The following is a 17,941-nucleotide window of genomic DNA, read 5'->3' as shown; positions in this document are numbered from 1 at the left end:
CCCCACGCAAGGAACCCACGCAAGGAGCACCACCCCCATGCACGACGAGGTTCTGCGGGCCGCCGACGCCCTGGTGGCGGCGTTCGGCGAAGGCCGCCTCGACGACTACTTCGCGGCGTTCGCGCCCGACGCCACATTCGTCTTCCACACCGCCTCCGAACGCCTCGGCTCCACCGCGGACTACCGGGCCCTGTGGGACCGCTGGGTCGCGGAGGACGACTTCCGCGTCGTCTCCTGCACCTCCACCGACCGGCTGGTCCAACTCCTCGGCGACAGCGCGGTGTTCACCCACCTCGTGGAGACCACGGTGAGCACCACGGCCGGGGCGGAGACCACCCACGAGCGCGAGACCATCGTCTTCCGCCGTCAGACCCGCGGCCACTGGCTGGCCGTGCACGAACACCTCTCGGCAGCGCCCGGCACGACGACGGCCACGGCCACGGACACGGCCACAACGACGACCACGGCCACGGCCACGACGACGGCCACGGACACGGCCATGACGACGGCGACGGCCACGAGCACGGAAACGGAACGATGAGCGAGCTTCTCGTACTGCGCAACCACATCGACGGCGAGTACACCGACGCGGCCGACGGCCGCCGCCTGGAGGTCACCGACCCCGTCACGGGTGAGGTGTACGCCACCTCGCCCCGGTCCGGCGCCGCCGATGTCGACGCCGCGATGGCCGCCGCCGCGGCGGCCTTCCCCACCTGGCGCGACGCCACCCCGGCCACCCGGCAGAAGCTGCTGCTGAAGATCGCGGACGCGGTCGAGGCGCGGGCGGAGGAGATCGCGGACGCGGAGTGCCGCAACACCGGAAAGCCGCGCGCCCTCACCCTCACCGAGGAGATCGCCCCGATCGTCGACCAGATCCGGTTCTTCGCCGGAGCCGCGCGTCTGCTGGAGGGCCGGTCGGCCGGCGAGTACATGGAGGGTCTGACCTCGATCGTCCGGCGTGAGCCGGTCGGGGTGTGCGCGCAGGTCGCGCCCTGGAACTACCCGCTGATGATGGGCGTGTGGAAGTTCGCGCCGGCCCTCGCCGCGGGCAACACCGTCGTCCTCAAGCCGTCGGACACCACCCCCGCCTCCACCGTGCTGCTCGCCGGCATCATCGGCGACATCCTCGCGGAGCTGGGCCTTCCGGCCGGGATCTTCAACGTGCTGTGCGGCGACCGCGAGACCGGCCGGCTGATGGTCGAGCACCCCACCCCGGCGATGGCGGCCATCACCGGCTCGGTGCGCGCGGGCACGCAGGTCGCCGCGTCGGCGGCGAAGGACATCAAGCGGGTCCACCTCGAACTGGGCGGCAAGGCCCCGGCGGTGGTCTTCGAGGACGCCGATATCGCGGTGGCCGTCGAGGGCATCTCCCTCGCCGGATTCTTCAACGCCGGCCAGGACTGCACCGCGGCCACGCGTGTCCTCGTCCACGAGTCGGTCCACGACGCGTTCGTGAGCGCGCTCGCCAAGGCCGCCGCCGCGGTCAGGACGGGCGGTGGCATCGACGACGAGGACGTGCTGTACGGCCCGTTGAACAACGCCGACCAACTGGCCCAGGTCACCGGCTTCATCGACCGGCTGCCCGCGCATGCCACCGTTGAGACGGGTGGCCACCGGGTCGGTGAGAAGGGCTTCTTCTACGCGCCCACCGTGGTCTCCGGGCTCGAGCAGGACGACGAGATCATCCAGAACGAGGTCTTCGGCCCGGTCATCACCGTGCAGTCCTTCCGCGACGAGGCCGAGGCCGTCGCGTACGCCAACGGTGTGGAGTACGCCCTGGCCTCATCGGTGTGGACCAGGGACCACGCCCGCGCGATGCGGATGTCCAAGGCCCTGGACTTCGGCTGTGTCTGGATCAACACCCATATGATCCTCGCCGCCGAGATGCCGCACGGCGGCTACAAGAAGTCCGGCTACGGCAAGGACCTTTCCGCGTACGGTTTCGAGGACTACACCCGCGTCAAGCACGTCATGACGGCCCTCTGAACGACCGCCGCCACTTCCGGCCTGTCACCACCGCGCCGCCGACCGGCGCGGTGCCGACACACCCGGTGCCGTACGTGCGTAGCCTGGTGCGCCATGAGCGAGATGACACTGCGCCGGGCCCAAGTCTCCGACCACGGGACGATCGTCGAGTGTGTGCGGGAGTGGTGGGGCGATTCACGCACCCCCGACCAGGCGCGTGAGCTTTCCATGCTGCTGCCCAGGCTGTTTCTTCAGTTCTTCGCCGGCACCAGCCTGGTACTGGAGGACGGCGACGGCATCAAGGCGTTCCTGGTGGGCTTCCACGCCGCCGACAACGACCACGACGCGTATATCCACTTCGTCGGGGTGGCGCCCGAGCTGCGCGGGCAGGGCGTGGGCCGCAGGCTCTACATGGAGTTCTTCCGGCGCGCCGCCGAGGCGGGCCGCCGTGAGGTGCACGCCATCACCTCGCCACTGAACACCGGCTCCGTGGCCTTCCACCGGGCCATGGGCTTCATGCTCGAGGAGGGCGACCGTGAGGTCAACGGCCTTCCCGTGCACGGCGATTACGACGGACCCGGGCAGCACCGGGTGTGCTTCCGCCGACGGATCGCCGTTCGCCCCTGAGGGGGACGAGAGGGCTTGACGGTGATGGGGTGCTGCTCTACACCAGTATGGGAGCGCTCCCATGGCTCCCGTGACGTGTTCCACGACCAGGGCGTCCGTACCCGTTCCGCGGGCGCCCACGGACCGAACCTCATGGACCGCCGAAAGGAAAGCGCATGGCACGCACCAGACACCCGCTCGCCGCCCTGATCCCCTTACTCGCGTTCCTCGCCGTTCTCGTCCCGCTCGGCGCCGGCACGGCCCACGCCGAGTCCAACGGCGGGGTGAAGGTCATGCCGCTGGGCGACTCGATCACCGACGGGTTCAACGTCCCGGGCGGCTACCGCGTCGGCCTGTGGCAGAAGCTCACGGCGGGCCGCTACAAGGTCGACTTCGTCGGCTCGCTCTTCAACGGCCCGTCCGGCCTGGGGGATCACGACCACGAGGGCCACTCCGGCTGGACGATCCAGCAGATCGACAACAACGTCGTGAACTGGCTGCGCACCCAGAACCCGCACACGGTCCTGCTGCACATCGGGACCAACGACATCTATGGCAGCGACCCCGCCGGGGCGCCGGCCAGGCTCTCCACCCTGATCGACCACATCACCGCCCAGGCGCCGAACGCGGAGCTCTTCGTCGCCACCATCACCCCGCTGGGCTTCATGGACTCGACCGTACGGGCGTACAACGCGGCCATCCCCGGCATCGTGCAGAGCAAGGTCAACGCGGGCAAGCGCGTCCATCTGGTTGACATGTACAGCGCATTGACGCCCGCGGACCTGGCCGACGGAGTGCATCCCAACGCCGGTGGCTACGACAAGATGGCCGACGTCTGGTGGCGGGCGCTGCGGTCGGTGCCGGGCAGCATCGGCAACCCCTCGTTCACCACCACCGGGTCCGGGGCGGATGGCAACGGGTCGGCCGCACGGGCGGCATGAGCCGCCCCTTCACCGTCACAGCCCAGGAAGGACCGTCCATGAACCACACCCCCGCCTCCGCGGAAACCACGCGCACCCCCGGGCGACGCCCAAGGACACCGAGGTCGATGGCCGCGGCGTTACTCGGCGGCGTACTGCCGCTGCTCGCCGCACTGTTACTGCTGGCACCGCCACCCGCGGCGGCCGCCTCGCTCACCGAGGTCACGAGCTTCGGCAACAATCCGAGCAACCTCCGCATGCACGAGTACGTGCCGAACAACGTCGCGGCACGGCCCGCCATCCTCGTGGCGGTGCACTACTGCACAGGCTCGGGGCCAGCGTTCTACTCCGGTACCGAGTTCGCCTCCCTGGCCGACCGGTACGGCTTCATCGTCATCTATCCCTCCGCCACCAGAAGCGGCGCCTGCTTCGACGTCTCCTCCCCGCAGGCGCTGCGGCACGACGGCGGCAGCGACCCGGTGGGCATCGTCTCGATGGTCCGCTACGCCCAGCAGCGCCACAACGCCGACCCCAACCGGGTGTATGTCACCGGCGCCTCGTCGGGCGCCATGATGACCAACGTCCTGCTGGGCGACTACCCGGATGTGTTCAAGGCGGGCGCGGCCTTCGCGGGCGTGCCCTTCGGCTGCTTCGCCACCACCGACGGATCCGGCTGGAACACCGCCTGCGCCAACGGCACCATCACCAAGACGCCGCAGGCGTGGGGCGATCTCGCACGCGGGGCCTACCCTGGATACCAGGGCGCCAGGCCGAGGATGCAGCTGTGGCACGGCACCGCGGACACCACCCTGCGCTATCCGAACTTCGGCGAGGAGATCAAGCAGTGGACCAATGTGCTCGGGGTGAGCCAGACCCCCGTCCTCACGGACCATCCGCAGTCCTCCTGGACCCGCACCCGCTACGGCGCCACGGGCAACCAGGCCCCCGTTGAGGCGATCAGCGTTCAGGGCACTGGACATTCCCTCCCGACTGCCGGAATGGCCGCACGGGCCATCACCTTCTTCGGCCTGGACGCCGGATGACACTCTGACAACAAGGGCGCCTCGGGGCCGCCGAAACCGGCCCCTTGGCGCCCTGGTCCTTCTCCGGACCCATGGTGCGGCCCCGGCCGTTAGAAGCTGTTTCAGATCGGATGATCTAGGCACTCCGTGCCGGGTGAGGACCGCGGGCCGTTCCGGTCCGGAGTCGAGCCGGCCTACCGGACCCGTCGTCAGGTCCGCCGCAGCGGCCTGTGCCGGACGTGCTGGTTCAACGAGAGCGACCCCAGGTTCTGCGACGGTGGGAGGTGCCCGAACGCGGAGCGCCGGAACGTGGTGGTCCTCGCCAGTCGGCGGTCCGGGTGACGTGCTCAGATCTGCGAGGGAGGTCCCCATGGAACGTGCGAAGGTGGGAAAGCCGCGTCGTGAGCGGCCGGTGACCGAGACCCACGAACCGGATTCGCCGCTGCCCGGATGGCCGCGCAGTCACGTCGACAGCGAGCTGACCGATCCGGACAGTGACGAGTGTGTCGTCGTCACCATCCACGGGATCCGGCACTACCTCCATGCCACGACGGCGCGCGAACTCCAGGCAGCCCTCGGAAAGACGCTGGTGGAGTACAACGAGCTGTGCGACAGGACGGGAGTCCCAGGGGTGTGACTCAGGGACGGGCAGCGCCCAGGGCTGCGCGGGGATCAGCGCAGGACAGCGGGCGCTAGCCGGATCACCCGCGTCTGTTTCCGGATGCGTATGGGGGTAGGTTCGGCAGCTGTTTTCACCGGTTCGACAGGGTGGGGCTCGGTGCGGGGCGGCCTCGGCGGGCGGGTGAGGCGTCGGGCCATGAGAGTGATGAAGGTCCAGGTGATGTGGGCCTCGCTGTGGGAAATCAGCCTCTCGTAGTCCCTCACGTTTCTCCTGGCCCGCATGATCCACGAGATCGCCCGCTCGACCCGCCACCGCTTTGCGAGGACGGCGAAGCCGTCCTGGTCCTTGCGGCGCGGCACCGTCTTGAGGGTGATGTTGAGGAAGGTGTGGGACCAGTCGACGAGGGTCCCTCCGTAGGCGGAGTCCGCCCAGGCGACGGCGAGTTCGGGACGCTTCAGACGCAGCCGGAACAGCTGGTCGCGGGCGGGGATGCTGTCGTGCGGTGCGGCGGGAGTGACCATGACGGCGAGCGGCATGCCGCGCATGTCGACGGCCAGGTGCCTTTTCCGGCCGTTGATGAGTTTCCCGCCGTCGAAGCCGCGGGTGTCCTGACCGACCGTCTCGGCGCCCTTGACGGACTGGGAGTCCAGGATCACCGCGACCGTGCGAGGGTTGAGACCGTCGTGGAGACGGACCAGTTCGTGCAGCTCGGCGTGGATGCGGGCCAGGTCCCCGCTCGCCCTCCACCTCTGGAAGAACCCATAAACGGTGCGCCATGGGATCCCGAAGTCGACCGGAATCGCCCTCCACTTCACGCCGTTGTCGTTGACGTAGCGGATGGCGTCCACGACGTTGCGGCGCGGGTGCTTCCTTGCGTACCGCCTGGCCGTGGACGTGGGCGGGAAGCCCCGCCCGCCCCATGACTACTGGCCCCGCAGCAGCTGGGCGAGCTGTTCGTCAAGATCCACCTCCCCCGTCGCGGCGGCGGTTTCAATCCAGTCGGCCGTCGCGCGGATCTTCTCCAGGTGGTTTTCCAACACCTTCGTCTGCGTCTCGGTGAACTCGTGCCCACGCAGCTTCGGCACCAGCCGGGTGGCTCCCGCGATGAACCCCTGGCAGATCCCGATCAGGTCGCTGAACTCCATCGACCTGCGGAATCCCCGGACGATACGGGCCGGATCCTCGATCAGCCCGTCCCCCTCGGGGAACGCCTCCTCGTACTCCTCATCGAACCCGTCGTCCTCGTCGAGGCCGGCCTGCTCGAACTGGGCCTCGTTCACGTTGTCCCGGGCCTCCGCGTCGCGCATCGCCCGAAACGCCACCTCCGGACGGTGCAGGAAGTCGGTGGCCACCTGCGCGGCCGCCGCCTCGTCATCACGCGCCAGTTCACGGATCGCCTCGACCTTCTCCTCCGTGGTGACCGGGACGTGGACCTCCTCCGTCTTCCAGCCCACCACCTTCTTCGCCACCTCTGCGCTCCACCGGCGCCGGCCCGTCCGCTCACTCAGCGGCGGATTTCCGATCAGCTCGAACCGGTCCTCCGCGGACGCCAGGATCCGGTGCACCTCCCACGACACCCCCGCCCGCCGGTACTCGGCAGGCCATTGCGCGGCCACCCACCGCTGCGTCCGCACGGTGAAGAAGGACAGCCCGATCTCCTCGGCGAACCGCCGCAGCGACCAGAGGATCCATGGCGTACCACCCGACGCGGACCGAAGCGTCGGCGTCCTCGCGTCGGCTGCGGAACCCTGGCCCGGCGATCCCTCCCAGGCTTCACCCCGCACCACCAAAATCACCAGACTCCAAGCCAACATGGCCCAAAACAAACCCTGTTGGACCCCCTCAACACCTACCCCCGACCGACTTCACCCAGGCCCACCCGGCACGGAGTGCCTAGATCATCAGATCTGAAACAGCTTCTGATCACGCCACCCCTCTGACCAGGAACTTCACGACGCATGCGCTTCACGGCCGAAGTTGTGCAGCCCGTCGAAAGTGACCAGAATCTGGAACGCCAGCCGGGCTGATGGGTGTCTGAGCCGTTGAGAACCCAGCACCCCTACAACGGATTCCACACCCGTAACAGACACACCCGCAAGGGTCGCAGACGCAGCAGACGAGGATGCATTGAGCCGGGAACTATTAACATCTGACGACCCGCAACGCATCGGCCCCTACTGGCTGGCCTCACGCCTCGGCGCCGGCGGTCAGGGGGTCGTCTACGAGGCATACGACAGCGCCGGGGCACGCTGCGTCGTGAAGGTCCTGCGGACAGGGTCCGCAGCCGACGGCTTCGCCCGGTCCCGGTTCCGCAAGGAGGCCGCGGCAGCGCAGCGGGTGGACTCCTTCTGTACGGCCCGGGTGCTGGACGCCGACGCGGAAGCGGACCCGCCGTACCTCGTCAGCGAACTCATTAACGGACGTGACCTGGAGACCGTGGTACGGGACGACGGTCCCGTCGCCGGGGACGCGCTCGTACGCCTGGCCACCGGTATCGCCACGGCGCTGACCGCCATTCACGCGGCATCCGTGGTGCACCGGGACCTGAAGCCGGCCAATGTGCTCCTCGGTCCGGACGGGCCCCGCGTCATCGACTTCGGGATCGCCCGTACGCAGGACATGTCGCTGACCGAGACCGGCAAGCTAATGGGCACGCCCAGCTACATGGCACCTGAGGTGCTGCGGGGCAGCAGGGCGGACGGGAAGAGCGACGTGTTCGCGTGGGGCGCCGTGGTGCTCTTCGCGGCGACCGGCCGGGCGCCGTTCCACGGCGAGAACCTCGGCGAGATCGTCTTCCGCGTCGCGGAGCTGGAGCCGGACCTGGGCCCGCTGCCGGAGCGGATACGCCCCCTCGTGGGCGCCGCGCTGTCCAAGGACCCGGCCGCCAGGCCGACGTCGTCGGAGCTGCTGCTGGGGCTGCTGACCGGGGGGCCGCAGGGCCAAGCGGAGCGGCCGACGGAGAGTCAGGCTCGGGGCCAGGCGCAGGCCCAGGCCACCGTGTGCGGGGCATCGGCACCCCAGGACCCGGACATCCACGAGCTGGACACTCAGACCCCGTGCTCGCCCCCGGCACCGCAGACCGCGGCGACGGCGCTCCCAGCCGCGGAGCTGCTCGCCCGAGGCGCCCGCGCGGCAGCGTACCCGGCGGCCCCGCCGCCTGCCGCGGCCCCGGACGGCACCGGTGCCGCCGACACCGGCGCACTGCCCGAGTGGGGCGCCGTGGCCGAGCGCGTCTTCACCGCGCTGGAGCCCGCCGTCCAGGCCGCCGCCGAGGAACTGTTCCTCCGGCTTGTCGTACCCGGCGACGCCCCGGACGGCTCCCAGGACGGCGTGCGCACCGCCTCCTACGCCGAACTGCTCGACGGCCGCCCCGCCCACGAGCAAGCCGCTCTCCAGCAGGCCCTGGACGCCTTCGCCGCCGAAGGCATCCTGATCCGCACCCCCGCCCCCGATACCCTTCCCCTCTCTGCCTCTGCCTCCACCTCCGACAACGCCACCCTCCCCCCGACTCCGACTCCGACTCCGACCAGCACCGGCACCGACCCGGACCCGGACCCGGCCTCCGCCGTCGCCTCGGTCCGCCCGGTCGGCGCGGCACTCCACCGGGCATGGCCCCGCCTGCGGGCCCTCACCGCCGAGCACCGCGACGGCCTCCGCGTGCTGCGCAGGACGGGCGACGACGCCCGCGCCTGGGACCGGGCCGGGCGGAGCCCGGACCACCTCCAGCACGGCGGCATCCTGCGCACCGCCCTGGACCAGGCCGCGACCGCCCCGGCTGCACTCCGCCCGAGCCACCTGGAACGGGCGTTCCTGGCGGCCTCCCGTGCCCACGAGTCCCGCAGGAAGCGCCAGCGCAACCGGCTGCGCGGCGGCATCGCCGTACTCCTGGCGCTGGCGCTGACCGCGGGCGGCATCGCCTGGCAGCTCCAGCGGACCAACGCCGAACAACAGGCCCTCGCCACCGCCCGGAACGTGGCATCGGTCGCCGACGGCATGCGTGCCTCCGACCCGGAGACCGCCGCCCTGCTGAGCATCGCCGCATGGCGCATCGCCCCCGCAGAGGAGGCACGGGGCGCCCTGTACCAGTCGGCCTGGCAGCAGGAGACCGCCGTCTTCCAGGATCCGACGAAGTCACCGCAGGTCAGCGACAGCACGGCGGACATGTTCCGCTCGCTGTCCGAGGACGGCCGCGTGCTCGTGACGGAGGTACGCGAGTCGGAGACCTGGGAACTGCACCGTTTCGACGCGCGTACGGGAAGACCACTCCCCGCAGAGTCCGGGATCCGGATCGACTCACTGGCACCTGACGGCCGGTTCGCGACGGAGGGCGATGCGGTCCGGGACCTCGGCACTGGCAGGTCCGTCGGGAAAGTACCGGGTGTCGGTGTCCCCGGCGACCCCGGCGACAGGTTCGTCGACGCCCTCGCGTCCGGCGGCGAGCGGGCGCTCACCAGCGGCATGGGCTCGCAGGACACCGGGTTCACCGTCATCGACACCCGCACCGGCGACCCGTTGCTCCAGGTCCCCGACGCACAGGACGCGAGCCTCACCCAGGACGGGCGCTACCTCGTGTCCTGCCCCAAGGGGCGGGACCCGGTCCTGTACGACATCGACTCCGGCAGCTCGCAGCCGCTGCGGGGCATGAAGGACGGTGCCACATGCGGCGCCACGGCCATGGTGTCCTCCAGCGCGGACAGCAGCAGGCTGGCGATCTTCACCGGCAGATATCTGTCCACATGGGACACCTCGACCGGGAAGCTGCTGTCCACCACCTGGTCGTCGCTGGCGGAGGAAGGCAAGGACGACCCGACCAAGCGAACGATCATGCGCATGAGCCCGGACGGCAGGTTCGTGGCCGTCATGGGAAACGGTGCGGTCGACGTCAGCGGGAGCGACGACCTGGGTAACACGCTGCTCCTGCACCCGGAGCAAAGCCTCGGGAGCCTGCTGGAGGGCGCCGACCAGCCCCTCGCCATCGACTCCGAAGCACGCGCGCTGCGCTACCTCGACGGCAATGTGGTACAGACGCTGGACCTGAGCCTGCTGGACCTTCCCCGGCAGGCCACGAACGACGTCGGCCACTACGGCCCGAAAGCCGCAAGTCTCCTGACCCTCAACACCGTGAACGGGGCCTCCCGAATACGGACCTGGGCAGTGCCCGCCGGCACGGACGCCGCAAACCCCGCCGCACCCCCGGCAAAGGCGACGGTGCCGAGGCAGACGCACGATTTCCCCACCGCGCCCTACGGACACCAGGGGGCAACCGGCGGGGAGAACATGCAGTCCGCACTCAGCCCCGACGGCACGACACTGGCCTACTCCGGCCCGGAACCACGGACCGGAAAGCTGTACCGCCTGGTCCTCCAGGACACACACTCCGGAAGAATCCGCCGTTCCGTCGTCCTGGACGCCGCGGACCGCGGCCCGGTCGCCGCGCTCGCGTTCAGCAAGGACGGTCGGACCCTCGCCGCGAGCAGAAACGCATCCAAGGACCACGCCGACTGGTCCACCGACATCATCGATACCACAACGGGCCGCATATCCCGCACCCTGACCGACGTCGGCGGATCCGGAACGGCACTCGGCGGATCCGGCGACGACTTGGTCCTCGTCACGACATCGAGCGACAGGGTCGACCTGCGCACGGGCCGAGCAACGCGCAACGCCCTGGGAAACACCGACCTGTACGCCGTCACGTTCAGCCCCGACGGAAAGACCCTGGCGGTCAGCGACCCCACCGGCGTCGCCCTCTGGAATGCGGACGCCACCCAACGCCTGGGCCGCATGCCCGGCCCCCCGGTCACGCCCCTGCGGTTCTCCCCGGACGGACACTCACTCGCCGGCGTCGAAGACTCGGAGCAACTCCGGCTCTGGGATGTACCGTCCCGCCGACCGCTGGGCGCGGCCCTGCCAGGAAGCGGAGACACCCTCCACGACGTGGCCTTCGACGACCGGGGAAACCTCCACCTCGCCGGCCAGAACATCCGCTCGTACGCCATGTCCCTCGACCCGGACACCCTCACCACCAGGATCTGCACCCGCCTGAACCGCCCGAAGAACCTCACCCGATCGGAATGGCGACAGAACATCCCGGACACCCCGTACCGGAAGCTCTGCGACTGAGCCCACCCTCACCCTAACCGGCCGGTCACGCCCCTGAGTTCTGCAGTTGGTGGGCACGCGGATGTGTCGAAAATGGGTGTTGAGCTGCGGAGATGTTGAGGGAACGGTCGCGGAGGCGTGTGCCCACGCGGTCGCGTTGTGGCTGGTCAGGCCGGGGCGGCAGCGGTGATCCGGGGTGGCGGCTTGATGCCGCAGTCGCGGTAGGGGTGGCCTGCTCGCTGCTCAGCGGGACGGTCTGGGTGATTTGTCCGGCGTTGCCGGTGAGGGTGACCTCGTGCACGGGCCAAGCTGGGTGGTGACCCGGTTCCAGGTCTGGCCGGTGCGGCGTTCGGCGAGCGCGATCCGGTCGAGCCGCATCACGTCACCATGTGCACTCACCGCGCTGCTCGACCGTCTGCTCCCTGCCCTGATCCAGCACGGATCACAGGCCGCGAAAACCGCACGTGGCATAGAGGCGCAGATGCCCGGCCGCGCTGACTGCCGGCCGAGCTCGTGCCCGACCGCAGGAATACGCTGAGCGCTAGGGCACCCGTCATCCTCGACGTGCGGGACGCCGACCCTCGCGGACAGCTGCATGCCACCCCACCACGGCGCATCGTCCGGTCGGCGAATGGTGGGACACCATACGCCCCTGTGTCCGCGGGTGATCCGGCTAGCGCCCGCTGTCCTGCGCTGATCCCCGCGCAGCCCTGGGCGCTGCCCGTCCCTGAGTCACACCCCTGGGACTCCCGTCCTGTCGCACAGCTCGTTGTACTCCACCAGCGTCTTTCCGAGGGCTGCCTGGAGTTCGCGCGCCGTCGTGGCATGGAGGTAGTGCCGGATCCCGTGGATGGTGACGACGACACACTCGTCACTGTCCGGATCGGTCAGCTCGCTGTCGACGTGACTGCGCGGCCATCCGGGCAGCGGCGAATCCGGTTCGTGGGTCTCGGTCACCGGCCGCTCACGACGCGGCTTTCCCACCTTCGCACGTCCCATGGGGACCTCCCTCGCAGATCTGAGCACGTCACCCGGACCGCCGACTGGCGAGGACCACCACGTTCCGGCACTCCGCGTTCGGGCACCTCCCGCCGTCGCAGAACCTGGGGTCGCTCTCGTTGAACCAGCACGTCCGGCACAGGCCGCTGCGGCGGACCTGACGACGGGTCCGGTAGGCCGGCTCGACTCCGGACCGGAACGGCCCGCGGTCCTCACCAGGACTCGCCCACCAGCTCGGCATCGTGAGCACCCTGCCCCAGGCCAGGGCCTTCGGCACACAAGTGTCGAGCACGCTCATCAGGCTGAATCTCCTCGGTCAGGGTGGCGCTGCTCCCAAGAACCCAGCTAGCGGGATACCACCCCGGCGCCGCTTGAGCGTTAACGATCGCTTCGATCAAGAACTCTCACCCGGCACGGAGTGCCTAGATCATCCGATCTGAAACAGCTTCTAACGCCCTCCACCTCGCCTCCCGGGGCTTCACGGTGGACGCCGTCGACCTCTCGCCCACGGCCGTGTCCTGGGCCGAGGAACGCGCCCGTGAGGCCGGGGCCGGGATCCGGTTCCACCGTGGCGACGCCTTCGCCCTCACCGATGGTGAGCTCGCCCCCGACGCGGCCTTCTACCACCAGGCCGCACCGTGGCCTGAGGTGCCGCCGAGGTCAGCGCGCCGGAGCGGGGTCCGACACCGACACATCGGCCGAGGCGTCCCCGAGGCCGGTGTTCCACCGCTGGTCGTTACGGTCCTCGGCCGAGCGCAGCTCGACCTCACTGTCGGGGTCGTCGCCGTCCGGGGTGACCGCGAAGTCGGGTGCGATATGCGGGCGGATCACCCCGGCGCGGTCGACCGCGAACCGCAGGTTCTCGCCGTTGTCCCCGTCGGCGGACGAGCACGGCCAGATGCCGACGCCCCGGTCGGTGTCCCCGCGCGAGTCCAGACAGAAGTCGGGGTCGGCCTCGGTGTGCAGCAGCCCCTCGGAGTCCAGCCGCCACCGCTGGGTGTCGCTCCCGCTGCACTGGGCCAGGACGGCGTCCGTGCGCTTCTCCAACCGCTGGTCGCGGATGTCCAGACAGAGCCCGGAGGCGGCGTTGATCACCGCCGTGAAGCTGTCGTCCGGAATCGGGGCGGCGGGCGCGGGGGCGGTGCTCGGGGGAGTGGTGGCGGGGGCGGTCGTGGGCGGTTCGGTCATGCCACCGGGGTTCGGCGGGGGCTGTGGCCGCTTCGTCGGAGCCGGTGAATCCGTCGGCGGGTCCGACGAAGGAGCCGCCGGAGTGGCCGTGGGAGCGGAGGTGTTCGCGCGGCCGGCCGGGGCCATGTCGTCCCCGTCGGACACCAGGAGGGCGACGGTGAGAGTCACCGCCGCCACGGCCGCCACCGCGACCAGCGCGGCCGTCGCGGGCGGCCGGGAACCCGTCCGGGCCCATTGGCGCCAACCTCTCGTGGACCCACCGTCCATCGGCACATTCGCCGCGACTCCGGCGACACCGGTGGGCCCCACCGGCGGATACGGCGGCGGGGAAGCGGGGGCCGAGGGAGGCTCCGGCCGCGGCGGCTCCGCGGGCGACGGCGCCGCCGATCCCACCGAGGGCACACCGCCGATCGCTTCCCCCGTGACATAGGCCGTTCCGCCCCACCCCAGGAGACCATCGGCGATCACGGGCCGGGGATCCTCGTCCATCCGTATCAGGTCGCCGTACACCCCGGCACACGAAAGGCAGCCGGACAGATGGCGGTCCAGGTCGTCGCAGCGCCGGGGGTTCTCCGGCCGTACCGCCGCCTCGATCAGGCCCCGGAACCACCGACACATCTGCTCGCCGCCACGCTCCAGATGGGTCCGCAGCCATGCCTCGCGCAGCGCGCCCTGAGCCGTCTCCCGGAGCGTGGGGACGGTGTGCGGCGCCACGCCCGCGAAGGTGGCCACCACCGTGTCGCGCTCCTCCTCCACCACGCTGTACCAGAGGACATCGCGGGTGCGCGCCGAGAGGGTGCGGAAGCCGCCGAGCATGGGCGAACGCTCCCTCGGCCCCGGGAGTCCGGCCGCGCCGCCCGTGGCGGTACCGGCGTGGCCGAGCCATTCGGCGAACGCGGGATCCAGCCGCTCCTCCCGGCTGCCCTCCGCCCAGGTGGCGGCCACCCGCTGGACGAGCAGCAGCAGATGGTGGCGCCACGGCCCCCAGGGATCGATACCCCGGCAGGTCTCCTGCGCGGCGAGGCCGAAGGAGAGGTCGGCGAGCTGATCGGCGTCGGCCTGGGTCCTGCCGCAGAGCCGGGCGTAGGAGAGCACCGCCGAAAGATGGCGCTCCCTCAGTTCCTGGGTGGCGGGGAGGGCGGTGGGCGCGCCGGAGCGGATCCGCTCGGTGAGCTCGGTGTCGGACAGCTGGGCGTACGACCGCTGCCCGGTGGTGGCATCGGGTTCGGTTCCGTGCGGGTCGATCACCCTCACCACTCCTCGTGTCACCGACAGTGAGACGAGTGCCCATGGTGGTGGAGGGCGCGGGTGCGGGTAAATGTATCCGCCGGTAACTCCCCTGAGGCGACAAATCTTTACCGGTCGGTTGGCTACCGGCCGGTTGGCTACCGGTGGGTTGGCTACCGGCCGGTGGTGAAGCGGCCGACGAGTTCGCGTTTGAGCACCTTGCCGCTGGGGCCCAGGGGGAAGGCGTCGATGAACTCCACCCGGCGCGGGTACTTGTGCCCGGCGAGCCGCTCCCTGGCCCACGCCACGATCCCGGAGCCGAGCGCCGCGTCCGGAGCCGTCCCCGGGCGTGGCCGCACCACGGCGCACACCTCCTCCCCGTACACCTCGTCGGGCAGTCCGATGACGGCCACCTCGGCGACGGCCGGGTGGCGCATCAGCACGTCCTCCACCTCACGCGGGTAGACGTTGTAGCCGCCGCGCACCACCAGGTCCTTCTTGCGGTCCACGAGGGTGAGGTAGCCTTCCGCGTCCTTGGTGCCGAGGTCGCCCGAGCGGAACCACCCGTCGACCAGCACCTCGGCCGTGGCCTCCGGGCGGTTGAGGTATCCGGCCATCACATTGTGGCCACGGATGACGATCTCACCGACCGCGCCCGTCGGCAGCAGCTCGACGCGGTCCTCCACGTCGGCCGCGGCGATCTCCGCCTCTACACCCCAGATAGGACGCCCCACCGTCCCCGGTTTACGCGGCCACGCCTTCTGGTTGTAGGCGACCACCGGTGATGCCTCGGTCAGTCCGTACCCCTCGTAGATCGGGCAGCCGAAGACCTCCTGGAAGTCCTCGAGCACCTTCACCGGAAGTGCCGAGCCCCCGGAGAAGGCGCGGTCGAGGGCGGGGCGGCGGGGGTCCTCGGCGGCGGCGTCGAGCAGGGCCAGATACATGGTGGGCACGCCCATGAAGACGGTGCACCCCTCGGTGACCATGAGGTCCAGCGCCCGGGGGCCGTCGAACCGGCTCATCAGCACCATCGTGCCGCCCGCCAGGAAGGTGGTGCCCATTCCGCAGGTCTGCCCGAAGGTGTGGAACAGGGGCAGACAGCCGAGCAGCACATCGTCGGGGCCGAGGTCGAACGGCGAGCGCATCGTGGTGCTCACGTTCATCACCAGGTTGAACTGGGTGATCATCGCGCCCTTGGGATGGCCGGTGGTGCCCGAGGTGTACAGGACCACGGCGAGGTCGCCCGGCTCGCGCGGAACACACCGCTCGACTGGCGTGGCGCCTTCGGCGAGGGCGTCCAGCCGCGGACGGCCGCCGTCGTGCTCCTCCAGCACGGTGACCACCGGAACTCCGGCCATCTCCGCGCCCTTGGCGCCCTCGGTGAGCATCGGCGCTCCGCACACCAGCACCTTCGACTCCGAGTCGCGGAGCACATGGACGATCTCATCGGCGCGCAGCAGACCGTGCACCGGGACGGCCACGGCGCCGAGCGCCAGCACCCCGTAGTACACCATCGGGAAGTGCGGGGTGTTCGGCAGCAGCAGCGCCACCCGGTCGCCGGGGCCGATGCCCTGGTCGCGCAGTACGGCGGCGTACCGCCGGGTGGCGTCCCACAGCTCGCGGTAGGTGACGCGCCGCGGGCCGAAGACGAGCGCGGGGTGGTCCGGGCGCCGCAGTGCGGACTCGGCGAGCACCGCCGCCGCGGTGAGCGTCATGCCCCGGCCCGCTGGGCGGCCAGCCGCTGCTTGTCCGGCTTGCCCGCGCCGGTCAGCGGAAGGCCGTCGTGGAAGGTGATGGCGGCCGGCACATGCTTGGGCGAGAGCTCACCGGATACATGGTCGAGCAGCGAGGTGAAGTCGGCGGCCCCGCCGGGCCGGAGCACCACGGCGGCGTGGATGTGCTCCGCCCGGTCCCCGTCGGCCACTCCGTACACCGCTGCCTGGGCCACATCGGGGTGGGTCAGCAGCGCGTTCTCGACGGCGGTGGGATGGACCTTGATCCCGTTGGTCTTCATCACCTCGCCCACCCGGCCGTGCAGCCGTACATAGCCGCGCTCGTCGAGGGAGCCGAGGTCGCCGGTGTACACCCAGCCGTCGCGTACGGTCTCCGCGGTCAGCTCCGGCTCCCGCCAGTAGCCGAGCATGTTGAACGGCGACCGTACACAGATCTCGCCGATCTCGCCCACCGGTAGATCGCGCTGGTCCTCCAGGTCACGGATGCGCACCTCGGCGGTCAGCCGGCCGGCGGTGGACCGCAGTTCGGGGTCGAAGTGGTCCGGTGGGGCGAGCACGCTGATCCCGCTGGTCTCGGTGGTGCCGTAGAACTGGAGCAGCACCGGGCCGAACACCTCGACCGCCTCGGCCAGCCGGGCCGGGGCGGCGGGGCAGCCGCCGTAGGAGATGATCTGGATGCTCGACAGATCGGTGTCCTTGATGGCCGGGTGGTCCACCAGCATGTACAGCTGCGGAGGGGTGAGCGTGAGCGCGGACACCCGGTGGCCCTCCACCGCGTCGAGCACCGCGCTCGCGTCGAAGCCCTCGTGCAGCACCACCGTGCCACCGGAGGCGAGCGCGAGGTCGGCGCCGGAGCCGTTGGAGTGGCTCACCGGCAGCGTGGACAGATAGGTGATCGGACCGGGCGCCTCAAGTCCCGCCCGCAGATAGAGGGTTCGTACGCGGAAGGGAAGTGTCACACCCTTCGGGGAGCCGCTGGTGCCACTGGTGAACAGGACCACGGCCGGGCGCTCGGGGTCGGTCTCCACGACCGTCAGATCGAAGGCGTCCGCGTCGCCCGTGGTCAGGTCCAGCACATCGGGGCCGAGGGAGCCCAGCGCGGCGAGCCGGGGCGGTTCCGGCAGACGCTCGCAGAGCTCCCGGGCCAGTCCCAGGTTCTCCTCGTCCACGGCGAGGAACGTGGCGCCCGTCTTCTTCAGGATCTCGTGCCGCTCGCGGGCGGCCAGCTGATCGGTGGGGTCCACCGCGTTGGTGGAGTGCAGATGGACCACCGTGGCGCCGATGAGGTTCGCCGCATAGCGCAGAATGATGGTGGCCGGGGTGTTGGCGACCGTCAGCACGGCCACGACCGGAATTTCTTCCTCCGCTATCTGGCGGCGCAGCAATTCCGCCGCAGCGACCACGGTGCGGGTGAACTCACCGGCGGTGAACCGCTCGCCGTCGCGGAGCAGGGCAACCCGCTCCGAATCGGCCGATAGAGCCTCGAGGACCCGTCGGACGTAATTGTCGGTCGGAGACATCGAAACTCCAGTTCGCCGTGTGCCGATGAGTTCAAGG

Annotated in this window: 13 protein-coding genes and 2 pseudogenes; 8 read left to right on the top strand and 7 right to left on the bottom strand. The window is 70.4% G+C overall.

Annotated elements, in window-relative coordinates:
• The first annotated feature begins 37 nt into the window (after positions 1-37).
• The 6 genes from ACJX2R_RS05620 (at position 38) to ACJX2R_RS05595 (ending at position 5,150) form a co-directional block, all read left to right on the top strand.
• Complete coding sequence (locus tag ACJX2R_RS05620) at positions 38-541, top strand: YybH family protein (RefSeq protein ID WP_413099066.1); 504 nt, start codon at positions 38-40, stop codon at positions 539-541.
• Positions 538-1,986, top strand: coding sequence for a gamma-aminobutyraldehyde dehydrogenase (locus tag ACJX2R_RS05615; protein ID WP_413099065.1), 1,449 nt, complete (start codon positions 538-540; stop codon positions 1,984-1,986). Before ACJX2R_RS05620 ends, ACJX2R_RS05615 begins: the two co-directional genes overlap by 4 nt.
• A 93-nt stretch (positions 1,987-2,079) precedes the next feature.
• Positions 2,080-2,592, top strand: coding sequence for an N-acetyltransferase family protein (locus tag ACJX2R_RS05610; RefSeq protein WP_413099064.1), 513 nt, complete (start codon positions 2,080-2,082; stop codon positions 2,590-2,592).
• 155 nt (positions 2,593-2,747) lie between these two features.
• Positions 2,748-3,512: an SGNH/GDSL hydrolase family protein gene (locus ACJX2R_RS05605; protein ID WP_413099063.1), complete on the top strand. Its 765-nt coding sequence runs from the start codon at positions 2,748-2,750 to the stop codon at positions 3,510-3,512.
• A gap of 107 nt (positions 3,513-3,619) precedes the next feature.
• Positions 3,620-4,534, top strand: a complete 915-nt coding sequence (locus ACJX2R_RS05600; protein ID WP_413099062.1) for an alpha/beta hydrolase family esterase — start codon at positions 3,620-3,622, stop codon at positions 4,532-4,534.
• 349 nt (positions 4,535-4,883) lie between these two features.
• Positions 4,884-5,150, top strand: a complete 267-nt coding sequence (locus tag ACJX2R_RS05595) for a hypothetical protein (protein ID WP_413099061.1) — start codon at positions 4,884-4,886, stop codon at positions 5,148-5,150.
• 35 nt (positions 5,151-5,185) lie between these two features.
• Here the strand turns inward: ACJX2R_RS05595 and ACJX2R_RS05590 are convergent.
• Both ACJX2R_RS05590 and ACJX2R_RS05585 read right to left on the bottom strand, forming a co-directional pair.
• Positions 5,186-6,007: pseudogene (locus ACJX2R_RS05590) on the bottom strand (IS5 family transposase); the annotation flags it as partial.
• Between the two features lie 51 nt (positions 6,008-6,058).
• Positions 6,059-6,949, bottom strand: a complete 891-nt coding sequence (locus ACJX2R_RS05585; RefSeq protein ID WP_413099060.1) for a DUF6192 family protein — start codon at positions 6,947-6,949, stop codon at positions 6,059-6,061.
• A gap of 313 nt (positions 6,950-7,262) precedes the next feature.
• Here ACJX2R_RS05585 and ACJX2R_RS05580 point away from each other — a divergent pair, with 313 nt between their 5' ends.
• Entirely contained in the window at positions 7,263-11,258 is a 3,996-nt protein-coding gene (locus ACJX2R_RS05580) for a protein kinase domain-containing protein (RefSeq protein WP_413099059.1), read from the top strand.
• Positions 11,259-11,969: 711 nt separating this feature from the next.
• Here ACJX2R_RS05580 and ACJX2R_RS05575 read toward each other — a convergent pair.
• Both ACJX2R_RS05575 and ACJX2R_RS05570 read right to left on the bottom strand, forming a co-directional pair.
• Complete coding sequence (locus ACJX2R_RS05575) at positions 11,970-12,236, bottom strand: hypothetical protein (RefSeq protein ID WP_413099058.1); 267 nt, start codon at positions 12,234-12,236, stop codon at positions 11,970-11,972.
• Positions 12,237-12,264: 28 nt separating this feature from the next.
• On the bottom strand, positions 12,265-12,534 hold the full coding sequence (locus tag ACJX2R_RS05570; RefSeq protein ID WP_413099057.1) for a hypothetical protein: 270 nt from the start codon (positions 12,532-12,534) through the stop codon (positions 12,265-12,267).
• Positions 12,535-12,719: 185 nt separating this feature from the next.
• Here ACJX2R_RS05570 and ACJX2R_RS05565 point away from each other — a divergent pair.
• Positions 12,720-12,818: pseudogene (locus ACJX2R_RS05565) on the top strand (class I SAM-dependent methyltransferase); the annotation flags it as partial.
• A 78-nt stretch (positions 12,819-12,896) separates the two neighbouring features.
• Here ACJX2R_RS05565 and ACJX2R_RS05560 read toward each other — a convergent pair.
• The 3 genes from ACJX2R_RS05560 to ACJX2R_RS05550 all read right to left on the bottom strand — a co-directional run bounded on the left by ACJX2R_RS05560 (position 12,897) and on the right by ACJX2R_RS05550 (position 17,904).
• Positions 12,897-14,672, bottom strand: a complete 1,776-nt coding sequence (locus tag ACJX2R_RS05560; RefSeq protein ID WP_413099056.1) for a ricin-type beta-trefoil lectin domain protein — start codon at positions 14,670-14,672, stop codon at positions 12,897-12,899.
• A 152-nt stretch (positions 14,673-14,824) separates the two neighbouring features.
• The gene (locus ACJX2R_RS05555) at positions 14,825-16,366 is read right to left on the bottom strand and encodes a long-chain-fatty-acid--CoA ligase (RefSeq protein ID WP_413099055.1); all 1,542 of its coding nucleotides are present in this window, start codon (positions 16,364-16,366) and stop codon (positions 14,825-14,827) included.
• On the bottom strand, positions 16,363-17,904 hold the full coding sequence (locus tag ACJX2R_RS05550) for a class I adenylate-forming enzyme family protein (RefSeq protein WP_413099054.1): 1,542 nt from the start codon (positions 17,902-17,904) through the stop codon (positions 16,363-16,365). Before ACJX2R_RS05550 ends, ACJX2R_RS05555 begins: the two co-directional genes overlap by 4 nt.
• Positions 17,905-17,941: the final 37 nt, after the last annotated feature.

It is taken from the genome of Streptomyces sp. Inha503, from assembly GCF_047215865.1.
Classification (GTDB): domain Bacteria; phylum Actinomycetota; class Actinomycetes; order Streptomycetales; family Streptomycetaceae; genus Streptomyces; species Streptomyces lycopersici.
This window is presented reverse-complemented; position numbering and strand designations above follow the sequence as displayed.